The organism is Actinomadura madurae (assembly GCF_047130825.1).
In the GTDB taxonomy this organism is placed as follows: Bacteria; Actinomycetota; Actinomycetes; order Streptosporangiales; family Streptosporangiaceae; genus Spirillospora; species Spirillospora madurae.
The window spans coordinates 10,045,040-10,062,071 of the sequence record NZ_CP083237.1 but is presented as its reverse complement, the minus strand read 5'-3'; the positions used below and the strand labels follow the sequence as shown (position 1 = coordinate 10,062,071).

The following is a 17,032-nucleotide window of genomic DNA, read 5'->3' as shown; positions in this document are numbered from 1 at the left end:
CGGGCGCCGTCAAGCGGGCCCCCGCCGGAACCGCCCGGACGATTCCCCGCGGGTATCACTGGATGCCATTTTCGTGTTGGACCTGGATCAATCGGCCATCCTAGCCTCGGAGCATGAAGCAGACTGCGCCCGACGACATCGCCCGCCGGCTCGGGTCCGGGCTCCTCTCGTTCCCCGTCACCCACTTCCGCGACGACCTGGCGTTCGACGAGGACGCCTACCGGGCGCACATCGCCCGGCTCGGCGGGTACGACGTGGCCGGGCTGTTCGCCGCGGGCGGGACGGGCGAGTTCTTCTCGCTGACGCCGGCCGAGACCGGGCGGGTCGTGCGCGCGGCGGTCGCGGAGGCGCGCGACGGGCTCCCGGTGATCGCCCCCGCCGGGTACGGGACGGCGACGGCCGTGGAGATGGCCAGGGACGCCGAGCGCGCCGGGGCCGACGGCCTGCTGCTGTTCCCGCCGTACCTGACCGAGGCCTCGCAGGAGGGCCTGGCCGCGCACGTCCGGGCGGTGTGCGCGGCGACCGGGCTCGGCGTGACGATCTACAGCCGGGCGAACGCCGTTTACCAGGACACGACGGTCGCGGAGGTCGCCGAAGACTGCCCCACCCTCGTCGGCTTCAAGGACGGCGTCGGCGACCTGGAGCTGATGACGCGGGTCCGGTCCCGGCTCGGCGACCGGCTCGTCTACATCGGCGGGCTCCCCACCGCCGAGACGTTCGCGCTCCCCTACCTGGAGCTGGGCGTCACGACGTACTCGTCGGCGATCTTCAACTTCGTCCCGGAGTTCGCGCTGGCGTTCTACGCCGCCGTCCGCGCGGGCGACCGGGACGAGGTCCGGCGGCGGCTGGCCGAGTTCGTCCTGCCGTACTGCGACATCCGCAACCGCCGCAAGGGCTACGCGGTCAGCATCATCAAGGCGGGCCTGCGGGTCACCGGGATGCCGGCCGGCCCCGTCCGCCCGCCGCTGACGGACCTGACCGAGACGGAGACCGCCGACCTCGCGGCGCTGGTGAAGCGGGCGGTCTGAGGTGGCGGGCGTCCCGGCGGGCGAGGCGACCCTGGACCGGATCGCCTGGATCGAGCTTTCCTCGGTCACGCTGCCGCTCACCGCGCCGGTCAGCGACGCGAAGGTGCTGACCGGGCGGCAGCGGCCGATGACCGAGGTCGTGTTCCTGTTCGCCGAGATCGGCACCGAGGAGGGCCACGAGGGCGTCGGCTTCGGCTACTCCAAACGCGCCGGCGGCCCCGGCCAGTTCGCGCACGCCGCGGAGATCGCGCCCGACCTCCTCGGCGAGGACCCGAGCGACATCGGCAGGCTCGGGACGAAGCTGCTGTGGGCGGGCGCGTCCGTCGGCCGCAGCGGGCTCGCCGCGCAGGCGATCGCCGCCATCGACATCGCGCTGTGGGACCTGAAGGCCCGGCGGGCGGGCCTGCCGCTGGCCAAGCTCCTCGGCGCGCACCGCGACTCCGTCCGGTGCTACAACACCTCGGGCGGGTTCCTGAGCGCTCCGCTGGAGGAGGTGCTGGAGAACGCGGAGGCGTCGGTGCGGGCCGGCATCGGCGGAATCAAGATCAAGGTCGGGCATCCGGACCACGCCGAGGACCTGCGCCGGGTCACCGCCGTGCGCGAGCGCCTCGGCGACGCGTTCCCGCTGATGGTGGACGCGAACCAGCAGTGGGACCGGCCCGCCGCCCTGCGGATGGGACGGGCCCTGGAGGCGTTCGGCCTGACCTGGATCGAGGAGCCGCTCGACGCCTACGACGCCGAGGGCCACGCCGCGCTCGCCCGCGCGCTCGACACGCCCATCGCGACCGGTGAGATGCTCACCAGCGTCGCCGAGCACTGCGAGCTGATCGACAAGGGCGCCGCCGACATCCTCCAGCCGGACGCTCCGCGCATCGGCGGCATCACCGGGTTCCTGCGGCTCGCCGCGCTCGCCGACCACCGGCACCTGGGGCTCGCGCCGCACTTCGCCATGGAGATCCACCTCCATCTGGCCGCCGCGTACCCGGGCGAACCGTGGGTGGAGCACTTCGACTGGCTGGACCCGCTGTTCGAGGAGAGGCTGACGATCAAGGACGGGCGGATGCACGTCCCGGCCCGTCCCGGCCTCGGCATCACGCTCAGCGAGCAGGCCCGCGCCTGGACGACGGCCCGCACCCGGGTCGGCGCCCGGCCGTGAGACCCGGGCTCCGCGGCTGCTGGAGCAGGGGTCGAACCTGCATGACGTGATTCAGAGTCACGCATCCTGCCATTGGATGATCCAGCATGGGTGCCCGCCGGCGGGCGGTGGCGTCCGCCCGCCTCGGGCACGTGCAGAACCAGCCGGGGGTCGTTACTCCCGCCGGTCCAGTCCAGAGCCGCACGCGGGAATCGAACCCGCTCCCCCTGGGTGGAAGCCAGGTGCCTCACCATTTCGGCCTGTGCGACGTGACAATCCCGGATGTGCATGAAAAAGGCCGCCGGGATCTTTCCCTGACGGCCTCCGGAGAACCTGGCGGTCCTATCCAGAGGCGATTCCGGCAACGGCGAAACCTCGACGCGGCCCGGCCCCGGCGGGCTGCGGCGCCTGCTGCGCGTTGATCGCGGTCATCTCCGCCGCTCCCTTCCCGTCCGTTCCGTTCGGCTCGTTACTCATATGATGCGCAACCCTGCCCGATGGTTCAACGCATTTTCACATGGGGCCGCCCCGGGCCATTCTGGATGAGTGGCCCGGGGCGGTCGGTCATCGCGTCACAGCGCCCTGCGGCGAGTGCGGGCGGGGCGGCCGCGCGAGGGGGTCAGCAGCCGCTGCAGAACGCGGAACGGCAGGGTCACGATGCTGACGATCGTGCCGACGATGGCGCTGAGCGCTGCGCTGATGCGGCGCATCTGGGTTCACTCCTTCAGGTCGTCCTGTACGACCCGTACCCGTGCGTCGCGTTTTACACGGATTTGGCGCCGGCAATGACCGTGGCGGAGAATTCCCCGGACGTGGCGACCGCGGCTACCAGGCCGCCGCGCTCCACGGCGACGACCGCATCGGCGACCTGCCGCTCGCTCGTCTCGAACAGCAGGTGGCCGCCGGGCGCGAGCCACCCCGCCGCCTCGGCGGCGACGCGGCGCAGGACGCCGAGCCCGTCCGGGCCGCCGTCGAGCGCCACCCGCGGCTCGTGGTCGCGCGCCTCCGGCGGCAGCAGCCCGACCTCGCCGGTCGGGACGTAGGGGACGTTGCAGAGCAGCACGTCCACGCGCCCGCGCAGCGCGTCCGGGAGCGGCTCGAAGAGGTCGCCCTCGTAGGCCAGCCCGCCGAAGGGCGCGATGTTGCGGCGGGCGCACCGCACCGCCGCGGGCTCGATGTCGGCGGAGTGCAGGGCGGAGCCGTCCAGGCGGGAGGCGAGCGCGGCGCCGAGCGCGCCGGAGCCGCAGCACAGGTCGAGGACGACGGGCCGCGCCGGGGCGAGCCCCTCGGCCCGCCGGACGAGGAACTCGGTGCGCCGGCGGGGCACGAAGACCCCGGGCTCGACGGCGATCCGCAGCCCGCAGAACCCGGCCCAGCCGAGGACGTGTTCGAGCGGCTCCCCGGCCGCGCGCCGCTCGACCATGGCGGAGGCGTCGCCTGGGGTGCGGGCGGTCGAGAGGATCAGCCGCGCCTCGTCCTCGGCGAACACGCAGCCCGCGGAGCGGAGCCGGGCGGCGATCCCGGATTCGGTGAAGGACTCTGTCATAGGCGCCGGAAACTGTATCCCACGCCCGCAACCGTCCTGGCGCGGGCGGTGTTCACCCGATATGAGCATCTATGCGAGCAGGGCCGCGGAGGCCGGCTGGACCGCGCTCGCCAGCGAGATGGACGCGTACGGCAGCGCACTGACGCCCCCGCTCCTGACCAAGGACGAGTGCGCGGACATCTCCGCCCTCTACGGCGAGGCGGGACGGTTCCGCTCGACGATCGACATGGAGCGGTACCGGTTCGGCGCCGGGCAGTACCGCTACTTCGCCGAACCGTTCCCGGAGCCGGTCGGCGAACTGCGCGCCGCGCTGTATCCGCATCTGCTGCCGATCGCCCGGGAGTGGGCGGGCAGGCTGGGGCGTCCCGCTCCCTGGCCTGACACGCTCGCGGAATGGCTGGAGATGTGCCACGCGGCGGGCCAGACGAAGCCGACACCGATCCTGCTGCGCTACGGGCGGGACGACTGGAACGCGCTGCACCGCGACCTGTACGGCGACCTGGTGTTCCCGCTGCAGGTCGTGATCGGCCTGGACGAGCCGGGCGCCGACTACACCGGCGGCGAGTTCCTGATGGTGGAGCAGCGGGCCCGCGCGCAGTCGCGCGGGACGGCGACGCTCCTGCCGCGCGGCCACGGGCTGGTCTTCACGACGCGGGACCGGCCGGTGCGCACCAAGCGCGGCTGGTCGGCGGCGCCGATGCGGCATGGCGTCAGCGTCGTCCGGTCCGGCCGGAGGCGCACACTGGGGCTGGTGTTCCACGACGCCGCGTGACCGTACGGACCACGTATCCCGGGGCGCGAGAATGAGGCGTCGTCCAGATACGGGGGTCACGGGTTGCCGGAGAAGCTCGACCTGAAGGCCGACTGCGCGCGCTGCGCCGGGCTGTGCTGCGTGGCGCTGCCGTTCGCGAAGTCGGCCGACTTCGCGTTCGACAAGGACGCGGGCGAGCCGTGCCGGAACCTGCTCGCCGACTTCCGCTGCGCCGTCCATGCCGATCTCCGGCGGCGCGGGTTCACGGGCTGCACGGTCTTCGACTGCTTCGGCGCCGGTCAGAAGGTGTCTCAGCAGACCTTCGGTGGCCGGGACTGGCGGAAGGATCCCGGCCTCGCGCGCCGCATGTTCGAGGTGTTCCCGGTCATGCGGCGGCTCCACGAGATGCTCTGGTACCTGGACGAGGCGGTGGCGATGCCCGCCGCCGAACCGATCCGGCCCGAACTCACGGCCGCCTACGACGAGGTCGACCGGCTCACCCGCGGAGAGCCCGGCGACCTCGCCGGACTCGACGTCGGGGCCGTCCATGAGCGCGTGAACGTCCTGCTGGCGCGTGCCGGCGACCTCGCCAGGGCCGGCGTCCAGGGGCCGAAGCGGAACCGGCGCGGGGCGGACCTCATCGGGGCGAGGCTGAAGGGAGCCGACCTGCGCGGGGCCGACCTGCGCGGGGCGTACCTGATCGCGGCCGACCTCCGGGGCGCCGACCTGCGCGCCGCCGACCTGATCGGGGCGGACCTGCGGGACGCCGACCTGCGCGGCGCCGACCTCACCGGGGCCGTCTTCCTGACCCAGCCGCAGCTGGACTCGGCGCGGGGCGACGCCGCGACCGGCCTGCCGCCGGCGCTCCGGCGGCCCGCCCACTGGGCGTCCCGCGCGACCTGATCTTGTTTAGGGCGCCGGTCCAGGGGGCATTTCCGCAGCGCACGTCATCGGGGGGTGCGCGTGGCACGGGTGAGATGGTGGGGCACGGGTGCCGTGGCGCTCGTGATGCTCGTCCTCGGCGCCGGGCTGCCGCTGCTCGACCGGGCCCTCGGGAGCCGCGGGAAGCGGCTGGCCGCGGGGACGGTGGTGGCGGTCGGAGCACTGCGGAACGGCGTCCGGCCGGTGACGTTCTCCGTCCCGTCCGGCGGCTGGGTGCTGAACCGGGCCGGCAGCTCGCTCTCCTCCAACGCGGAGCTGACGAGCGGCGGCGTCGTCTTCGACCTCAGCGTGGTGGTGCCGCTCGGCACGCTGGACTCGCGGCGGCTGTGGCACGGCCTCGGGCGGATCGTCGCCGCGGGCGGGCACGCGCGGCTGCGCGCCGAGCCCGTCGCGATCACCACCTCGCACGGCCTGCCGGGACTGACGGGACGGCTCGCCGGGCGGGAGCGCGTCGGGACGGCCGCGGTGTTCGCCGGGGACGCCCTGGGCGCCACGGTGACGGCGGCGGGGCCGCCCGCCGCCTACCGGAAGGCGGCCGCGGAGGTCGAGGCGATGGTGCGGACGGTCAGGATCGCGGCGCCATGGCACTGACCCGCGACGCGACGGCACCGGCCCGCGAGGCGATGGCGCGCCGCCCGGCGTTCTGGCTGTGGGCGGGCGCGTGCCTGCTCGGCGCCTGGATCGCGTTCCGCGGGATCGGCGCGCACGTCGCGGCGTTCCCCGGCGGCTCCATCGCCGGTCTCGCGCTGCTGGCGCCGTCGCTGGCCGCCGGGGTGTGGCTGCTCCGGCGGCTGCATCCGGTCCGGTCGCGCCCGGTCGGGTACGCGCTGATCGCCGTGGCGTGGGGCGGGCTGGCGGCGTTCGGGACGGCGCTTCCCGCGAACGCGGCGTTCCGGGCCGTCCTCGCCAAGACGGCGGGGCCGGACTTCACCGCGGTGTGGGGCGCGGCGATCGCCGCGCCGGTCGACGAGGAGATCCTCAAGCTGCTCGGGGTGGCGGCGCTGGCGCTGATGGCGCCGTCGGCGATCCGCGGCCCGCTCGACGGCTGGGGGTACGGCGCGCTGTCCGGGCTGGGATTCCAGTTCGCGGAGAACTTCCTGTACGTGCTGAACACGATCGTCCTGACGGGCGCGACGCAGGACGCGAACGCGGCGTTCTTCTCCTTCGGCAGCCGGGTGGTGGGCGGGGCCTGGTGGAGCCACTGGGCGATGACGGCGGTCGGCGGTGCGGGCCTCGGCTGCCTGCTCGGCCGGGCGTCCCGGACGGCCTTCCTGGCCGCCGCCGGGGCGTTCGTGCTCGCGATGGGCCTGCACTCGTGGTGGGACGCGCCCGTCCTGTCCGGTCTCGCGCTGATGCCGGTGAAGGGGGCGCCGATCCTGCTCACCGCGATCGTCACGTACCGGCTGGCCCGCCGCCGCTACCTCTCGCACTTCCGGCGGACCGTGCACGCGGAGACCGCGAGCGGCGTGTTCGTGCCCGGCGAGGGCCATGTGCTGGCCTTCCGCAAATGGCGGCGGAAGGAGCGGTGGGACGTGCCGGCCGGGGAGCCGCGCCGGCTGCTCGCCCGGCTCCGGGCCGCCGAGCTCGACCTGATCGAGGAGGGCCTCGGCGGCCTCGAACCCGACCCGCTGGCCGCCGCCCGGCTGCGGGCCCGCATCCACGGCCTGCGCCACGATCTCAGGGCGTCCGCCGCGAACCCGCGCGTGGCGTGACGAGCAGGACGGCGCCGCACACGGCGGCGGCGAGGAACATGGCCCGGGCGGAGTCGCCCGCGCCCGGTCCGACGGACGCGAACGTCCCCATGATCGCGACGCCGAGCGTGGCGCCGAGCTGCCGGACGGCGTTGAGCAGGCCGCCCGCCGCCCCCGCCGTCCCGCCGGGCGCCGCGGCGACGACCATGGTCGCGAGGGCGGGGAGCGCGAACGAGACCCCGAAGCCGGTGCAGAGCAGCCCGGCGACGAAGGCCGGGTAGGGCGCGCCGCTCAGCAGCGCCGCGCCGAAGAGCACTCCCCCTGCGGTCAGCAGGCCGAGCCCGGCGAGGACGGGCGGGCGTGCCCCCGTCCGCGCGACGATCCGGCCGGTGAGGAGCGGGTTGCACGCGAACGGCAGCGTCATCGGCAGGAACGCCAGCCCGGTCTGGAACGGCGTCAGGCCGAGGGCCTGCTGGAACACCAGCGGCAGGACGAACAGGACCCCGGTCATGACGAAGGTGACCGCGGCACCGGCGGCCAGCGCGGCCGGCATGCCGGGGGCGCGCAGCACGGCCGGCACGAGGACCGGGGCGGCGCTCCGCCGCTCCCGCGCCGCGAACGCGGCACCGGCCGCGACCGCGCCGGCGGCCGAGCAGGAGGCGTGCACGCCCGCGCCGTCCCCGAGGGCGATGAGCGCGTCGGTGAGCAGGCCCAGCGTCGCGCAGGCGAGGAGCTGCCCCGGCCCGTCGATGCCGCTCCGGCCGCGCGGGCAGTGCACGGACCGCCCGGCGACGAGGGCGAGGACGACGGCCGCGATCGGCACGTTGATCAGGAAGATCGCCCGCCAGCCGGCCAGGCCGACCAGCGCGCCGCCCGCGAGGGGGCCGGCGGCGAGCGCGGCGCCGCTGGTCGCGGCCCAGGCGGCCACGGCGCGGGCGCGTTCGGCGGGCACCGGGTACAGCCGGGCGATCATGGCCATGGACGCGGGCACGCAGGCCGCGGCGGCGGCGCCCAGCACAGCGCGCAGCGCGACGAGCGCCCACAGGTCCGGCGCGGCGGCGCTGAGCAGGGAGGCCACGGCGAAGGCCGCGATGCCCGCGCGGAAGACGCGGTGCGCGCGGTACCGGTCGGCGACGGCACCGGCCGACAGGAGCAGCGCCCCGAACACGACGGTGTAGCCGGTGACGGCCCATTGCAGGCCCGCGACCGTCCCGTGCAGCGAGCGGGCCAGGTCGGGTTCGGCCACGGCCAGGACGGTCGTGTCGAGCAGCACCATGAAGTACCCGAGGGAGACGCCCAGCAGGGCGAGGCGGCGCCGCCCGCCGGAGACGTCCGCGGGCGTGGGTGAGAGAACCGAGGTCATGGCCGCCCAGTCTCGGGATCCGGGGCGCCGGGCTCCACCGGCGCGACCGGACGGAGCGTTCGGAATATCCGAACGGAGGCCGCCGGTTGCCACCGGCATGGAGCTGCGCCAGCTGAGGACGTTCGAGGCCGTCGTCGACCACCGGACCGTCACCGACGCCGCCGACGCGCTCGGCCTGGCGCCCTCGTCGGTGTCGGAGCAGATCCGGTCGCTGGAGCGGTCGCTCGGGGTGGCGCTGTTCGAGCGCGGCCCGCGGGGCATGGCGCCGACCCCGGCGGGCGAGCGGATGCGCGGATGGGCCCGGCGGCTGCTCCGGCAGGCCGAGCAGGCCCGCGCCGAGGTCGCCGGGGAGCGGCCGGCGCTGCGGCTCGGCGCGCTGGAGTCGATCGCCGCCGCGTACGTCCCGGACGTCCTCGCGAGGCTGGCACGGCGCCGTCCGGACCTGCGGGTGGAGGTCCGCTCCGACGCGGCCCGCGACCGGCTCCTGGACGCGGTCGCCGCCGGCGACCTGGAGGCCGCGCTGCTGCTGGACGCGGGCGACGGCGTCGGCGGCCTCGGCTTCACCCCGCCGCCCGCCCCGCTGGACCACGTCGACCTGGAGGCCGTCCCGCTCGCCCTCGTCGCCGCGCCGGACCACCGGCTCGCCGGCGCGGGCCGCGTCTCCGTCGAGGACCTGCGGGGCGAGAGGCTGCTGGTGAACATGCCGGCCTGCTCGTTCTGGATGGCGGGCGAGCGGCTCCTCGGGTCCGCGGTCGAGCGGGTGAGGGCGGGGAGCGTGACCGTGATGGCCGCCTGGGCGGAGCGGGGCCTCGGCATCGCGCTGCTGCCGGAGTTCGCCGTCCGGGACCGCCTGGAGGCCGCGACCCTCGTCCGGCTGGCCCTCGACACCCCCGACCTCGGCCTGCGCCTCGTCTGGCGCGCCGACCGGGAGGCCCTGCCGGGCATGCGCGAGATCCTGTACGCGGCCAGCGCCTGAGCCGGCCTGACGTGCCCGGAGACCGTCTCCGGGTGGCGTTTGCCCTACCCCGCCCCGGGTACCGGGCCAGCGGAACGGTGCTCTGCCTGGGAGAGGCGCGATGGCGGGACGGAAGAGGCGCGGGGCGGTGGCGGCCGACCGGCTGGAGAAGATCGTCTGGGGCGTCAACGACCGGCTCGGCTCGGGCGAGTTCCTGAACAGGAACATCCGCAAGGCCTTCCCCAAGCACTGGTCGTTCCTGCTCGGGGAGATCGCGCTCTACTCGTTCGTCATCCTGATCCTCACCGGCGTGTTCCTGACGCTGTTCTTCAAGCCGAGCGGCGCCACGGTCGTCTACGACGGCTCGTACACGCCGCTCAAGGGCGTCACGATGAGCGAGGCGTACGCGTCCACGCTGCACATCTCGTTCGACGTGCGGGGCGGGCTGCTGATGCGGCAGATCCACCACTGGGCGGCGATCATCTTCATCGCGGCGATCTGCGTGCACCTGCTGCGCATCTTCTTCACCGGGGCGTTCCGCAAGCCGCGGGAGATCAACTGGCTGATCGGCACCACGCTGTTCGTGCTCGCCATCGCCGAGGGGTTCGCGGGCTACTCGCTGCCCGACGACCTGCTGTCGGGGACCGGGCTGCGCATCATGCAGGGCATCGTGCTGTCGATCCCGGTCGCCGGGACGTACCTCGCCCTGTGGGTGTTCGGCGGGGAGTTCCCCGCGAGCGAGGAGTTCCTCCCGCGCCTGTTCACCGTGCACATCCTGCTCGTCCCCGGCATCCTGCTGGCGCTCGTCGCCGCGCACGTGATGATCCTCTGGCACCAGACGCACACGATCTTCCCGGGACGGGGCCGGCGCGAACGGGCGGTGACCGGCGAGCCGACGTTCCCGCACTTCGCCGCGCAGAGCACCGCCTACTTCCTCATGGTCTTCGGCGTTCTGGCCGGGATGGCGGCCTTCCTCCAGGTCAACCCGGTGTGGCTGTACGGCCCGTACGACCCGGACCAGATCTCGGCCGGCTCGCAGCCCGACTGGTACGTCGGCTTCCTCGAAGGCGCGCTGCGCATCATGCCGGCCTGGTCGACGACGCTGTTCGGCCACACCGTCTCCTGGAACGTCCTGCTCCCGGCGGTCGTCCTGCCCGGGGTCTTCTTCACGCTCATCGCGCTGTACCCGTTCGCGGAACGCTGGGCCACCGGCGACGAGCGGCTGCACCATCTGCTGGACCGGCCGCGCAACGCCGCGACCAGGACCGCGATCGGTGTCGCGGTCGCCGCCTGGTACGGGAACCTGTGGGCCGCCGGCGGGAACGACGTCCTCGCCGAGACCTTCGGCATCCCCCTCTTCGTGACCACGTGGATCTTCCGGATCGGGTTCTTCGTCGCGCCCGTCATGGCGTTCGTCGTGACCCGGCGGATCTGCCTCGGTCTCCAGCGCCGCGACCAGCAGGTCCTCGAGGAGGGTGTGGAGAGCGGCCTGATCATGCTGCGGCCCGACGGGTCCTACGCCGAGCGGCACGTGCGGCCGCCGGAGGAGACGGAGGCGGTCCTGAACGTCCGCCGGCCCCGCGAGCTGGTCGCGCCCTACCCGAACCACATCGTCCCGCTGCCGACCCCCGACCGCGTCCGCACGCAGGTCCGGACCCGCGTCAACCGCTTCTACATGAACTACCAGTCCGAGTCGCACGGCGGCGGCCAGGGCGATCTGGAGAAGGATCCCGCGGAGGACGGCCGGAACGACACGTGACCGGGTTCACCGGCCTCGCCGTCACCGGCCCTCGGGCGGCGGCAGCGCGGGCGCGGCCTCCGGGGGCGGCCCCGCCAGCGGGTGGTGCAGGTCGAACGCCGGCCGGACGGAGCGGATCCGCGGCATCGACGTGAAGTTGTGGCGCGGCGGGGGGCAGGAGGTCGCCCACTCCAGCGAACCGCCCATGCCCCACGGATCGTCGGTCCCGACCTTCTCGCCGCGCCGCCACGTGCGCACGACGTTCCACAGGAACGCGAACGTCGACGCGCCGAGGACGAACGACCCGATGGACGAGACGAGGTTCAGTGTGGAGAACTCGTCCGCGTAGTCGACGACCCGGCGCGGCATCCCCTCGGCGCCCAGCCAGTGCTGGACGAGGAACGTGGTGTGGAAGCCGGCGAACAGCGACCAGAAGTGGATCTTGCCCCAGGTCTCGTCCAGCTTGGTGCCCGTCATCTTCGGCCACCAGAAGTAGAAGCCGCCGAACATGGCGAACACGACGGTGCCGAACAGGACGTAATGGAAGTGCGCGACGACGAAGTAGGAGTCGGTGACGTGGAAGTCGAGCGGCGGGGAGGCCAGGATGACGCCGGTCAGCCCGCCGAACAGGAACGTCACGAGGAACCCGACGGCGAACAGCATCGGCGCCTCGAAGCTGAGCTGCCCCTTCCACATGGTGCCGACCCAGTTGAAGAACTTGATGCCGGTCGGCACCGCGATCATGAACGAGGTGATCGAGAAGAACGGCAGCAGGACGCGCCCGGTCGCGAACATGTGGTGCGCCCACACCGTCATCGACAGCCCGGTGATCGCGATGGTGGCGGCGACCATGCCGAGGTAGCCGAAGAGGGGCTTGCGGGCGAACACGGGAATGATCTCGGTGACGATGCCGAAGAACGGCAGCGCCACGATGTAGACCTCGGGATGGCCGAAGAACCAGAACAGGTGCTGCCACAGCAGCGCGCCGCCGGTCGAGGGGTCGAAGATGTGCGCGCCGAGCCTGCGGTCGGCCTCCAGCCCGAGCAGCGCGGCGGCGAGGACGGGGAAGGCCATCAGCACCATCAGGCTGGTCAGCAGCGTGTTCCAGGTGAAGATCGGCATCCGGAACATGACCATGCCCGGGGCGCGCATCGCGATGATCGTGGTGATCAGGTTCACCGACGTGAGGATCGTCCCGAGGCCGGACAGCACCAGGCCCATGATCCACAGATCTCCGCCGTGGCCGGGCGAGTACGTCTGCGACGTCAGCGGCGCGTAGCCGAACCATCCGAACGCGGCCGCCCCGCCGGGGGCGGCGAAGCCGAGGAGCACGATGATCGCGCCGAACAGGAAGAGCCAGTAGCTCAGCGTGTTCAGCCGCGGGAACGCGACGTCCGGGGCCCCGATCTGCAGCGGCACGACCACGTTGGCGAACCCGGCGAACAGCGGCGTCGCGAACAGCAGCAGCATGATCGTGCCGTGGATCGTGAACAGCTCGTTGTACCGCTGGGCGCCCACCACCTGCAGTCCGGGCTCCAGCAGCTCGGACCGCATGACCACGGCCATGACCCCGGCGATCAGGAACATCGTGAAGGAGGTGGCGAGGTACAGGTAGCCGACGACCTTGTGGTCGGTCGTCGACAGGATCCTCCCGAGCCTCGTGCCCTTGCGGTGCCGCGCGAGCGCGTCGGCGACGCTCGTGTCCTGCACGGCCGTCATCCCGGCCCTCCCCTCCCTCGTCCCAGCCCATCCGGGCACTTGCCGCGCAGGACGGTTCCAAACGCGAAGGCGCCGGCGCGGCGGTGGTCCGGGGGATGAAGCCGGGATGTTCGGGAAGGGCGCCCGGAAAGCACACGCGAAGGAGCTCCCCCCGTGCGACAGGACAAGCTCACCCCACGGGCCCGTGAACCGGACGCCGCGCGGCGCGCGGAACCGCGCGACGCCGGCGCCATGGCCGGGGTCACCGCCGCGCGGGACGAGGCCGCCGGCGCGCTCCACCGGCTGGACGCCGCGCGCAGGGCCGCACTGGCGCGCCGCGAGACCGGCACCGCGCTGGAGGGCGTGGTGCGTCCCGTCCAGGAGGAGCGGCTCGCGGAGGCGGCGCGTGCCCTGGCGGAGGCCGCCCGGGAGCTGACCCGGCTCCTGCGCGACCAGGCCCTGACCCCCCGCACGGCTCCCCGCTCCGCCCCCCGCTCCGCCCCCCGCTCCGCCCCCCGCACCGCCGCGCCGTCCCGCGCCGGGGACGACCCGCTCGTGACGCTCGACCTGGCGCACCGCATCGCGCCGGGCTGGCGGCTGTGCCAGTTCACCACCGCCGACCGGGACGCCCACCGCTGGCATCTGCGGCACGACGGGCACGCGGCCGGCGCGGTGACGCACGTCCTCGACCTGCGCGGGCGCCGGACGGGCTGGGAGGCCCGCGACGCGCGCGGGTTCCGGCTCCGCCCCGGTCCCGGCCCGGAGGCGTACCGGCCGGCCGCACCCCACCTGTGGGCGACGCGGACGGCCGCCGTGCGGGCCGTGGCGCGCGCCCACCGCTGCCCGTGAGGCCCCCGGCCGCGGAAGTTTCGCCGCGGACACCGGGGTAGGGCCGCCTGGGAACCGGGCCCGTCCACGGGAGGAGCACGATGAAGGCTGTCACCTGGCACGGCAAGCGCGACGTCCGCGTCGACACCGTGCCCGACCCGGAGATCAAGGAGCCGGACGACGCGATCATCCGGGTCACCTCGTCCGGCATCTGCGGCTCGGACCTGCACCTGTACGAGGTGCTCGGCCCGTTCCTCACCGAGGGGGACGTGCTCGGCCACGAGCCGATGGGGATCGTCGAGGAGACCGGCTCCGAGGTCACCCACGTCAAGCCCGGTGACCGTGTGGTCATCCCGTTCAACATCTCCTGCGGGCGCTGCCACATGTGCGAGATGGAGCTGTTCGCCCAGTGCGAGACGACCCAGGTCCGCGAGCACGGCATGGGCGCGGCGCTGTTCGGCTACACCAGGCTCTACGGGCAGGTGCCGGGCGCGCAGGCGGAGTACCTGCGGGTGCCGCAGGCGCACTTCGGGCCGATCAAGGTCCCGGAGGGGCCGCCGGACGAGCGCTTCGTGTACCTGTCGGACGTGCTGCCGACCGCGTGGCAGGCCGTCGACTGGGCCGACATCCCGGCGGGCGGCTCGGTCACCGTGCTCGGCCTCGGCCCGATCGGGCAGATGGCCGCCCGGATCGCCCGGCACCTGGGCCACCGGGTGATCGCCGTCGACCTCGTCCCCGAGCGGCTGGAGATGGCGCGCCGGCACGGCGTCGAGGTGATCGACTCCGACGAGGCCGACGACGTCCCGGACGCGGTCCGGCAGCTCACCGGGGGCCGCGGCACCGACTCGGTGATCGAGGCGGTCGGGATGGAGGCGCACGGCTCGCGCGGCGCCAAGCTGGCGCAGACCCTCACCGGCCTCATGCCCGGCACCGCCGCGGCGCCGCTCATGCAGCGGGTCGGGGTGGACCGGCTGGCCGCGCTCGGCACCGCCATCGAGATCGTCCGCCGCGGCGGGACGATCTCCGTCATCGGCGTCTACGGCGGCATGACCGACCCGCTGCCGATGCTGCGGATGTTCGACAAGGGCATCGGGCTGCGGATGGGCCAGGCGCACGTGAAGAAGTGGATCGGCGACCTGATGCCGCTCGTCACCGACGACGCCGACCCGCTCGGCGTGATGGACCTCGCGACGCACCGCCGGCCGCTGGACGAGGCGTCCCGGGCGTACGAGATGTTCCAGAAGAAGCAGGACGGCGCCATCAAGGTGCTGCTGCAACCCTGACGCCCGGCCGCGTCCCCCTCCGTCAGCGGGCCCACCCGATCGCGAGGTGACCGGCGAGCGTCAGCAGCAGGTAGAGGGGAGGCGCGGCCGGCGGCCATCGGGTCCGGCCGCGCCGGAAGCCCCACGCGGCGAGCGCCGGGACGATGAGCGGGAGCACCGCGAGGAGCGTCCACCCGTCCGGTGCCTGTGAGAAGACCGCCAGCAGGCAGACCGACGGCACCGGCACGGCCAGGGCCAGGACGACCGTGCCCGGGACGCCGAGCGTCGTCACGTAGGTCCGCTCCCCCGGCCGCGGCGCCCGCGTGATCTTCCCGGCGAGCTCGGGGTGGCCCGCCGCCAGCACGACAACGGCGACGGCGACGAGGCCGTACCGGTCCGCCCCGTGCCCGGCCTCCTCCAGGTAGCCCGCGTACAGGTAGAGGTGGAGCAGGACGGGCACGGGCAGGCTCACCAGCAGGCTGGTGAACAGCTTGTCGGCGGACGGACGCCGCCACCGCCGGTGGACACCGATCGCCCCGGCCGCGTAAGCGAGCTGGGCGAGGAGGATGCCCGCCCGCCATGGCCAGGCCGCGTTGAGCAGGCCCAGCACCACCGCTCCCGCGCCGTACAGCACCGCCAGGTCGCCGGTGCGCACCGCCCCGGCCGCGAGCGGGCGCCCGGGGTGGAACCGCCGGTCGTGGTCCAGGTCGCGGATGTCGTCCAGCGCCCGCATCAGCAGCAGGTCGGCGAAGAGCGACACCGCCGCCACCGCGGTCCCCGTCCCGGGCCGCCAGTCCGGAGCGTCCGGGTCGACGGCGGCGAACAGCCCGCCGACCCCGCAGGCCCACAGCACCGCCACCGCCAGCGACGGCAGGGGCGGATGGCTCCCCCGGACGAACCGGGCGATCCGCCCGCTCCAGCCCCTCACCGCCGGCGGGACCAGGTGACGGGCAGGTGCCATACGCCGCGGACGAACATGTGGTCGCGCCAGGCGAGCCGGGCCGGGTCGACCGCCAGGGCGAGGTCGTCGAAGCGGCGCAGGAGCGCGGCGACGGCGATCTGCAGCTCCGCGCGGGCGTGCGGCGCGCCGAGGCACCGGTGGCGGCCGTGCCCGAAGCCCAGGTGGGGGTTCGGGGAACGGCCCGGATCGAACGCGTCGACCCCGGGGAAGGCGGCGGGGTCCCGGTTGGCCGCGTCGGTGAGCGGCACGACGACGTCGCCGCGCGCCAGCGGCGTCCCGGCCAGCTCGGCGCCCGCCAGCAGGACGTGGGGATGCCCGCCCGTGCCGGCGAACCACACCCAGCGCAGGTACTCCTCCACGGCGGCCGGGATCAGGGACGGGTCGGCGCGGAGCCGGGCGGCGAGACCGGGGCGCGTGACCAGGTCGAGCACGCAGGCCGCCAGGAAGTTCGACGTGGTCTCCCCGCCCGCCATCAGCAGCCCGTACCCGAACACGACGATCTCGTCCTGGGACAGCGCCCAGCCGTCGACGAGCGCGGTGAGCAGGTCGTCCCCGGGCAGGGCCCGGCGTGCCGCGACCTTGCCGGCGAAGTAGCCGCGCATGCCCTCGTGCGCGGCCCGCACCTCGCCACCCGTGTGGTGCCCGGCCGACATCATCGCGCTGACCCAGGGCAGCAGCAGCCCGAGGTCGGCGGTGGGGACGCCGAGCATGTCGCAGATCACCGCGTACGGGAACGGGGTCGCGAACCGGGCGATCAGGTCGGCGGGCGGGCCGTCCGCCTCCATCTCGTCCAGGAGCCGTTCGGCGATGGCCTCCATGCGGGGCCGGTCCGCCTCGGCACGGCGGGCCGTGAACCAGGGCCGGACGGCCCTCCGGCGCCGGGTGTGCGCCGGAGGGTCGCTCGCGGCCAGGGCGAGGGACGCGGGTGTCCGGGCGAACAGCGTGCCGCCGTTCCAGGCCTCCCGGCTGAACCGGTCGTCGGACAGCACCGTCCGGACGTCGGGGTGCCGCGTGACGAGCAGGGCCTTGTGCCCGCCCGCCAGCACGACCGGCACCAGCGGGCGCTCGCGGAGCCGCCGCAGGTGGTCCTCGTCCAGCGGGACGCCGGGACGGCACGGCAGGGGAAAGTCCATG

Annotated in this window: 16 protein-coding genes and 2 tRNA genes; 10 read left to right on the top strand and 8 right to left on the bottom strand. The window is 74.2% G+C overall.

Features of this window, described 5'->3' with window-relative positions; translation table 11 throughout:
* Nucleotides 1-113 precede the first annotated feature (113 nt).
* Nucleotides 114-1,028, top strand: coding sequence for a 5-dehydro-4-deoxyglucarate dehydratase (gene kdgD / locus K8Z49_RS47155; protein ID WP_021595934.1), 915 nt, complete (start codon nt 114-116; stop codon nt 1,026-1,028).
* 1 nt (nt 1,029) lies between these two features.
* Nucleotides 1,030-2,184 (top strand): L-talarate/galactarate dehydratase, encoded by a 1,155-nt coding sequence (locus K8Z49_RS47150; protein WP_412517131.1) that lies wholly within the window; start codon nt 1,030-1,032, stop codon nt 2,182-2,184.
* 16 nt (nt 2,185-2,200) lie between these two features.
* Here the strand turns inward: K8Z49_RS47150 and K8Z49_RS47145 are convergent.
* The 4 genes from K8Z49_RS47145 to K8Z49_RS47130 form a co-directional block, all read right to left on the bottom strand.
* Nucleotides 2,201-2,271 (bottom strand) — tRNA-Gln (locus tag K8Z49_RS47145).
* 89 nt (nt 2,272-2,360) lie between these two features.
* Nucleotides 2,361-2,432: transfer RNA gene (locus K8Z49_RS47140), tRNA-Gly, on the bottom strand.
* 303 nt (nt 2,433-2,735) lie between these two features.
* The gene (locus K8Z49_RS47135; RefSeq protein WP_021595936.1) at nt 2,736-2,873 is read right to left on the bottom strand and encodes an LPFR motif small protein; all 138 of its coding nucleotides are present in this window, start codon (nt 2,871-2,873) and stop codon (nt 2,736-2,738) included.
* Between the two features lie 53 nt (nt 2,874-2,926).
* On the bottom strand, nt 2,927-3,709 hold the full coding sequence (locus tag K8Z49_RS47130) for a putative protein N(5)-glutamine methyltransferase (protein WP_412517130.1): 783 nt from the start codon (nt 3,707-3,709) through the stop codon (nt 2,927-2,929).
* A gap of 61 nt (nt 3,710-3,770) precedes the next feature.
* Between K8Z49_RS47130 and K8Z49_RS47125 the strand changes: the two genes are divergently transcribed.
* From K8Z49_RS47125 to K8Z49_RS47110, 4 genes are all read left to right on the top strand, one after another.
* Complete coding sequence (locus K8Z49_RS47125; protein WP_412517129.1) at nt 3,771-4,481, top strand: 2OG-Fe(II) oxygenase; 711 nt, start codon at nt 3,771-3,773, stop codon at nt 4,479-4,481.
* 63 nt (nt 4,482-4,544) lie between these two features.
* Complete coding sequence (locus tag K8Z49_RS47120; protein WP_412517128.1) at nt 4,545-5,363, top strand: pentapeptide repeat-containing protein; 819 nt, start codon at nt 4,545-4,547, stop codon at nt 5,361-5,363.
* A gap of 60 nt (nt 5,364-5,423) precedes the next feature.
* Entirely contained in the window at nt 5,424-5,993 is a 570-nt protein-coding gene (locus tag K8Z49_RS47115) for a hypothetical protein (protein WP_143118276.1), read from the top strand.
* Nucleotides 5,984-7,114, top strand: a complete 1,131-nt coding sequence (locus K8Z49_RS47110) for a PrsW family intramembrane metalloprotease (RefSeq protein WP_412517127.1) — start codon at nt 5,984-5,986, stop codon at nt 7,112-7,114. Before K8Z49_RS47115 ends, K8Z49_RS47110 begins: the two co-directional genes overlap by 10 nt.
* On the opposite strand, the gene K8Z49_RS47105 is transcribed toward K8Z49_RS47110, so the two are convergent.
* Nucleotides 7,080-8,456, bottom strand: a complete 1,377-nt coding sequence (locus tag K8Z49_RS47105) for an MFS transporter (RefSeq protein WP_412517126.1) — start codon at nt 8,454-8,456, stop codon at nt 7,080-7,082. The two genes, K8Z49_RS47110 and K8Z49_RS47105, sit on opposite strands and share 35 nt — an antisense overlap.
* A 97-nt stretch (nt 8,457-8,553) precedes the next feature.
* Between K8Z49_RS47105 and K8Z49_RS47100 the strand changes: the two genes are divergently transcribed.
* Entirely contained in the window at nt 8,554-9,432 is an 879-nt protein-coding gene (locus K8Z49_RS47100; protein ID WP_024935237.1) for a LysR family transcriptional regulator, read from the top strand.
* A gap of 100 nt (nt 9,433-9,532) precedes the next feature.
* Nucleotides 9,533-11,170, top strand: coding sequence for a cytochrome b (locus tag K8Z49_RS47095; protein WP_412517125.1), 1,638 nt, complete (start codon nt 9,533-9,535; stop codon nt 11,168-11,170).
* A gap of 21 nt (nt 11,171-11,191) precedes the next feature.
* Here K8Z49_RS47095 and ctaD read toward each other — a convergent pair whose 3' ends face one another.
* Nucleotides 11,192-12,868, bottom strand: coding sequence for a cytochrome c oxidase subunit I (gene ctaD, locus K8Z49_RS47090; protein ID WP_412517124.1), 1,677 nt, complete (start codon nt 12,866-12,868; stop codon nt 11,192-11,194).
* 153 nt (nt 12,869-13,021) lie between these two features.
* On the opposite strand from ctaD, the gene K8Z49_RS47085 reads away from it, so the two are divergent.
* A complete protein-coding gene (locus K8Z49_RS47085) occupies nt 13,022-13,696 on the top strand; it encodes a hypothetical protein (protein ID WP_412517123.1) in 675 nt (224 codons plus the stop codon).
* A gap of 80 nt (nt 13,697-13,776) precedes the next feature.
* On the top strand, nt 13,777-14,958 hold the full coding sequence (locus K8Z49_RS47080; protein ID WP_412517122.1) for a zinc-dependent alcohol dehydrogenase: 1,182 nt from the start codon (nt 13,777-13,779) through the stop codon (nt 14,956-14,958).
* Nucleotides 14,959-14,980: 22 nt separating this feature from the next.
* Here the strand turns inward: K8Z49_RS47080 and K8Z49_RS47075 are convergent, their stop codons facing one another.
* Entirely contained in the window at nt 14,981-15,865 is an 885-nt protein-coding gene (locus K8Z49_RS47075) for a hypothetical protein (RefSeq protein ID WP_412517121.1), read from the bottom strand.
* Nucleotides 15,862-17,031, bottom strand: coding sequence for a cytochrome P450 (locus tag K8Z49_RS47070; protein ID WP_412517120.1), 1,170 nt, complete (start codon nt 17,029-17,031; stop codon nt 15,862-15,864). Before K8Z49_RS47070 ends, K8Z49_RS47075 begins: the two co-directional genes overlap by 4 nt.
* Nucleotide 17,032: the final 1 nt, after the last annotated feature.

Coding starts and splice junctions, on each gene's coding strand:
- K8Z49_RS47095 (WP_412517125.1), top strand. CDS start 9,533: ATGGCGGGACGGAAGAGGCGCGGGGCGGTGGCGGCCGACCGGCTGGAG.
- K8Z49_RS47125 (WP_412517129.1), top strand. CDS start 3,771: ATGAGCATCTATGCGAGCAGGGCCGCGGAGGCCGGCTGGACCGCGCTC.
- K8Z49_RS47105 (WP_412517126.1), bottom strand. CDS start 8,456: ATGACCTCGGTTCTCTCACCCACGCCCGCGGACGTCTCCGGCGGGCGG.
- kdgD (WP_021595934.1), top strand. CDS start 114: ATGAAGCAGACTGCGCCCGACGACATCGCCCGCCGGCTCGGGTCCGGG.
- K8Z49_RS47070 (WP_412517120.1), bottom strand. CDS start 17,031: ATGGACTTTCCCCTGCCGTGCCGTCCCGGCGTCCCGCTGGACGAGGAC.
- K8Z49_RS47110 (WP_412517127.1), top strand. CDS start 5,984: ATGGCACTGACCCGCGACGCGACGGCACCGGCCCGCGAGGCGATGGCG.
- K8Z49_RS47130 (WP_412517130.1), bottom strand. CDS start 3,709: ATGACAGAGTCCTTCACCGAATCCGGGATCGCCGCCCGGCTCCGCTCC.
- K8Z49_RS47100 (WP_024935237.1), top strand. CDS start 8,554: ATGGAGCTGCGCCAGCTGAGGACGTTCGAGGCCGTCGTCGACCACCGG.
- K8Z49_RS47080 (WP_412517122.1), top strand. CDS start 13,777: ATGAAGGCTGTCACCTGGCACGGCAAGCGCGACGTCCGCGTCGACACC.
- K8Z49_RS47135 (WP_021595936.1), bottom strand. CDS start 2,873: ATGCGCCGCATCAGCGCAGCGCTCAGCGCCATCGTCGGCACGATCGTC.
- ctaD (WP_412517124.1), bottom strand. CDS start 12,868: ATGACGGCCGTGCAGGACACGAGCGTCGCCGACGCGCTCGCGCGGCAC.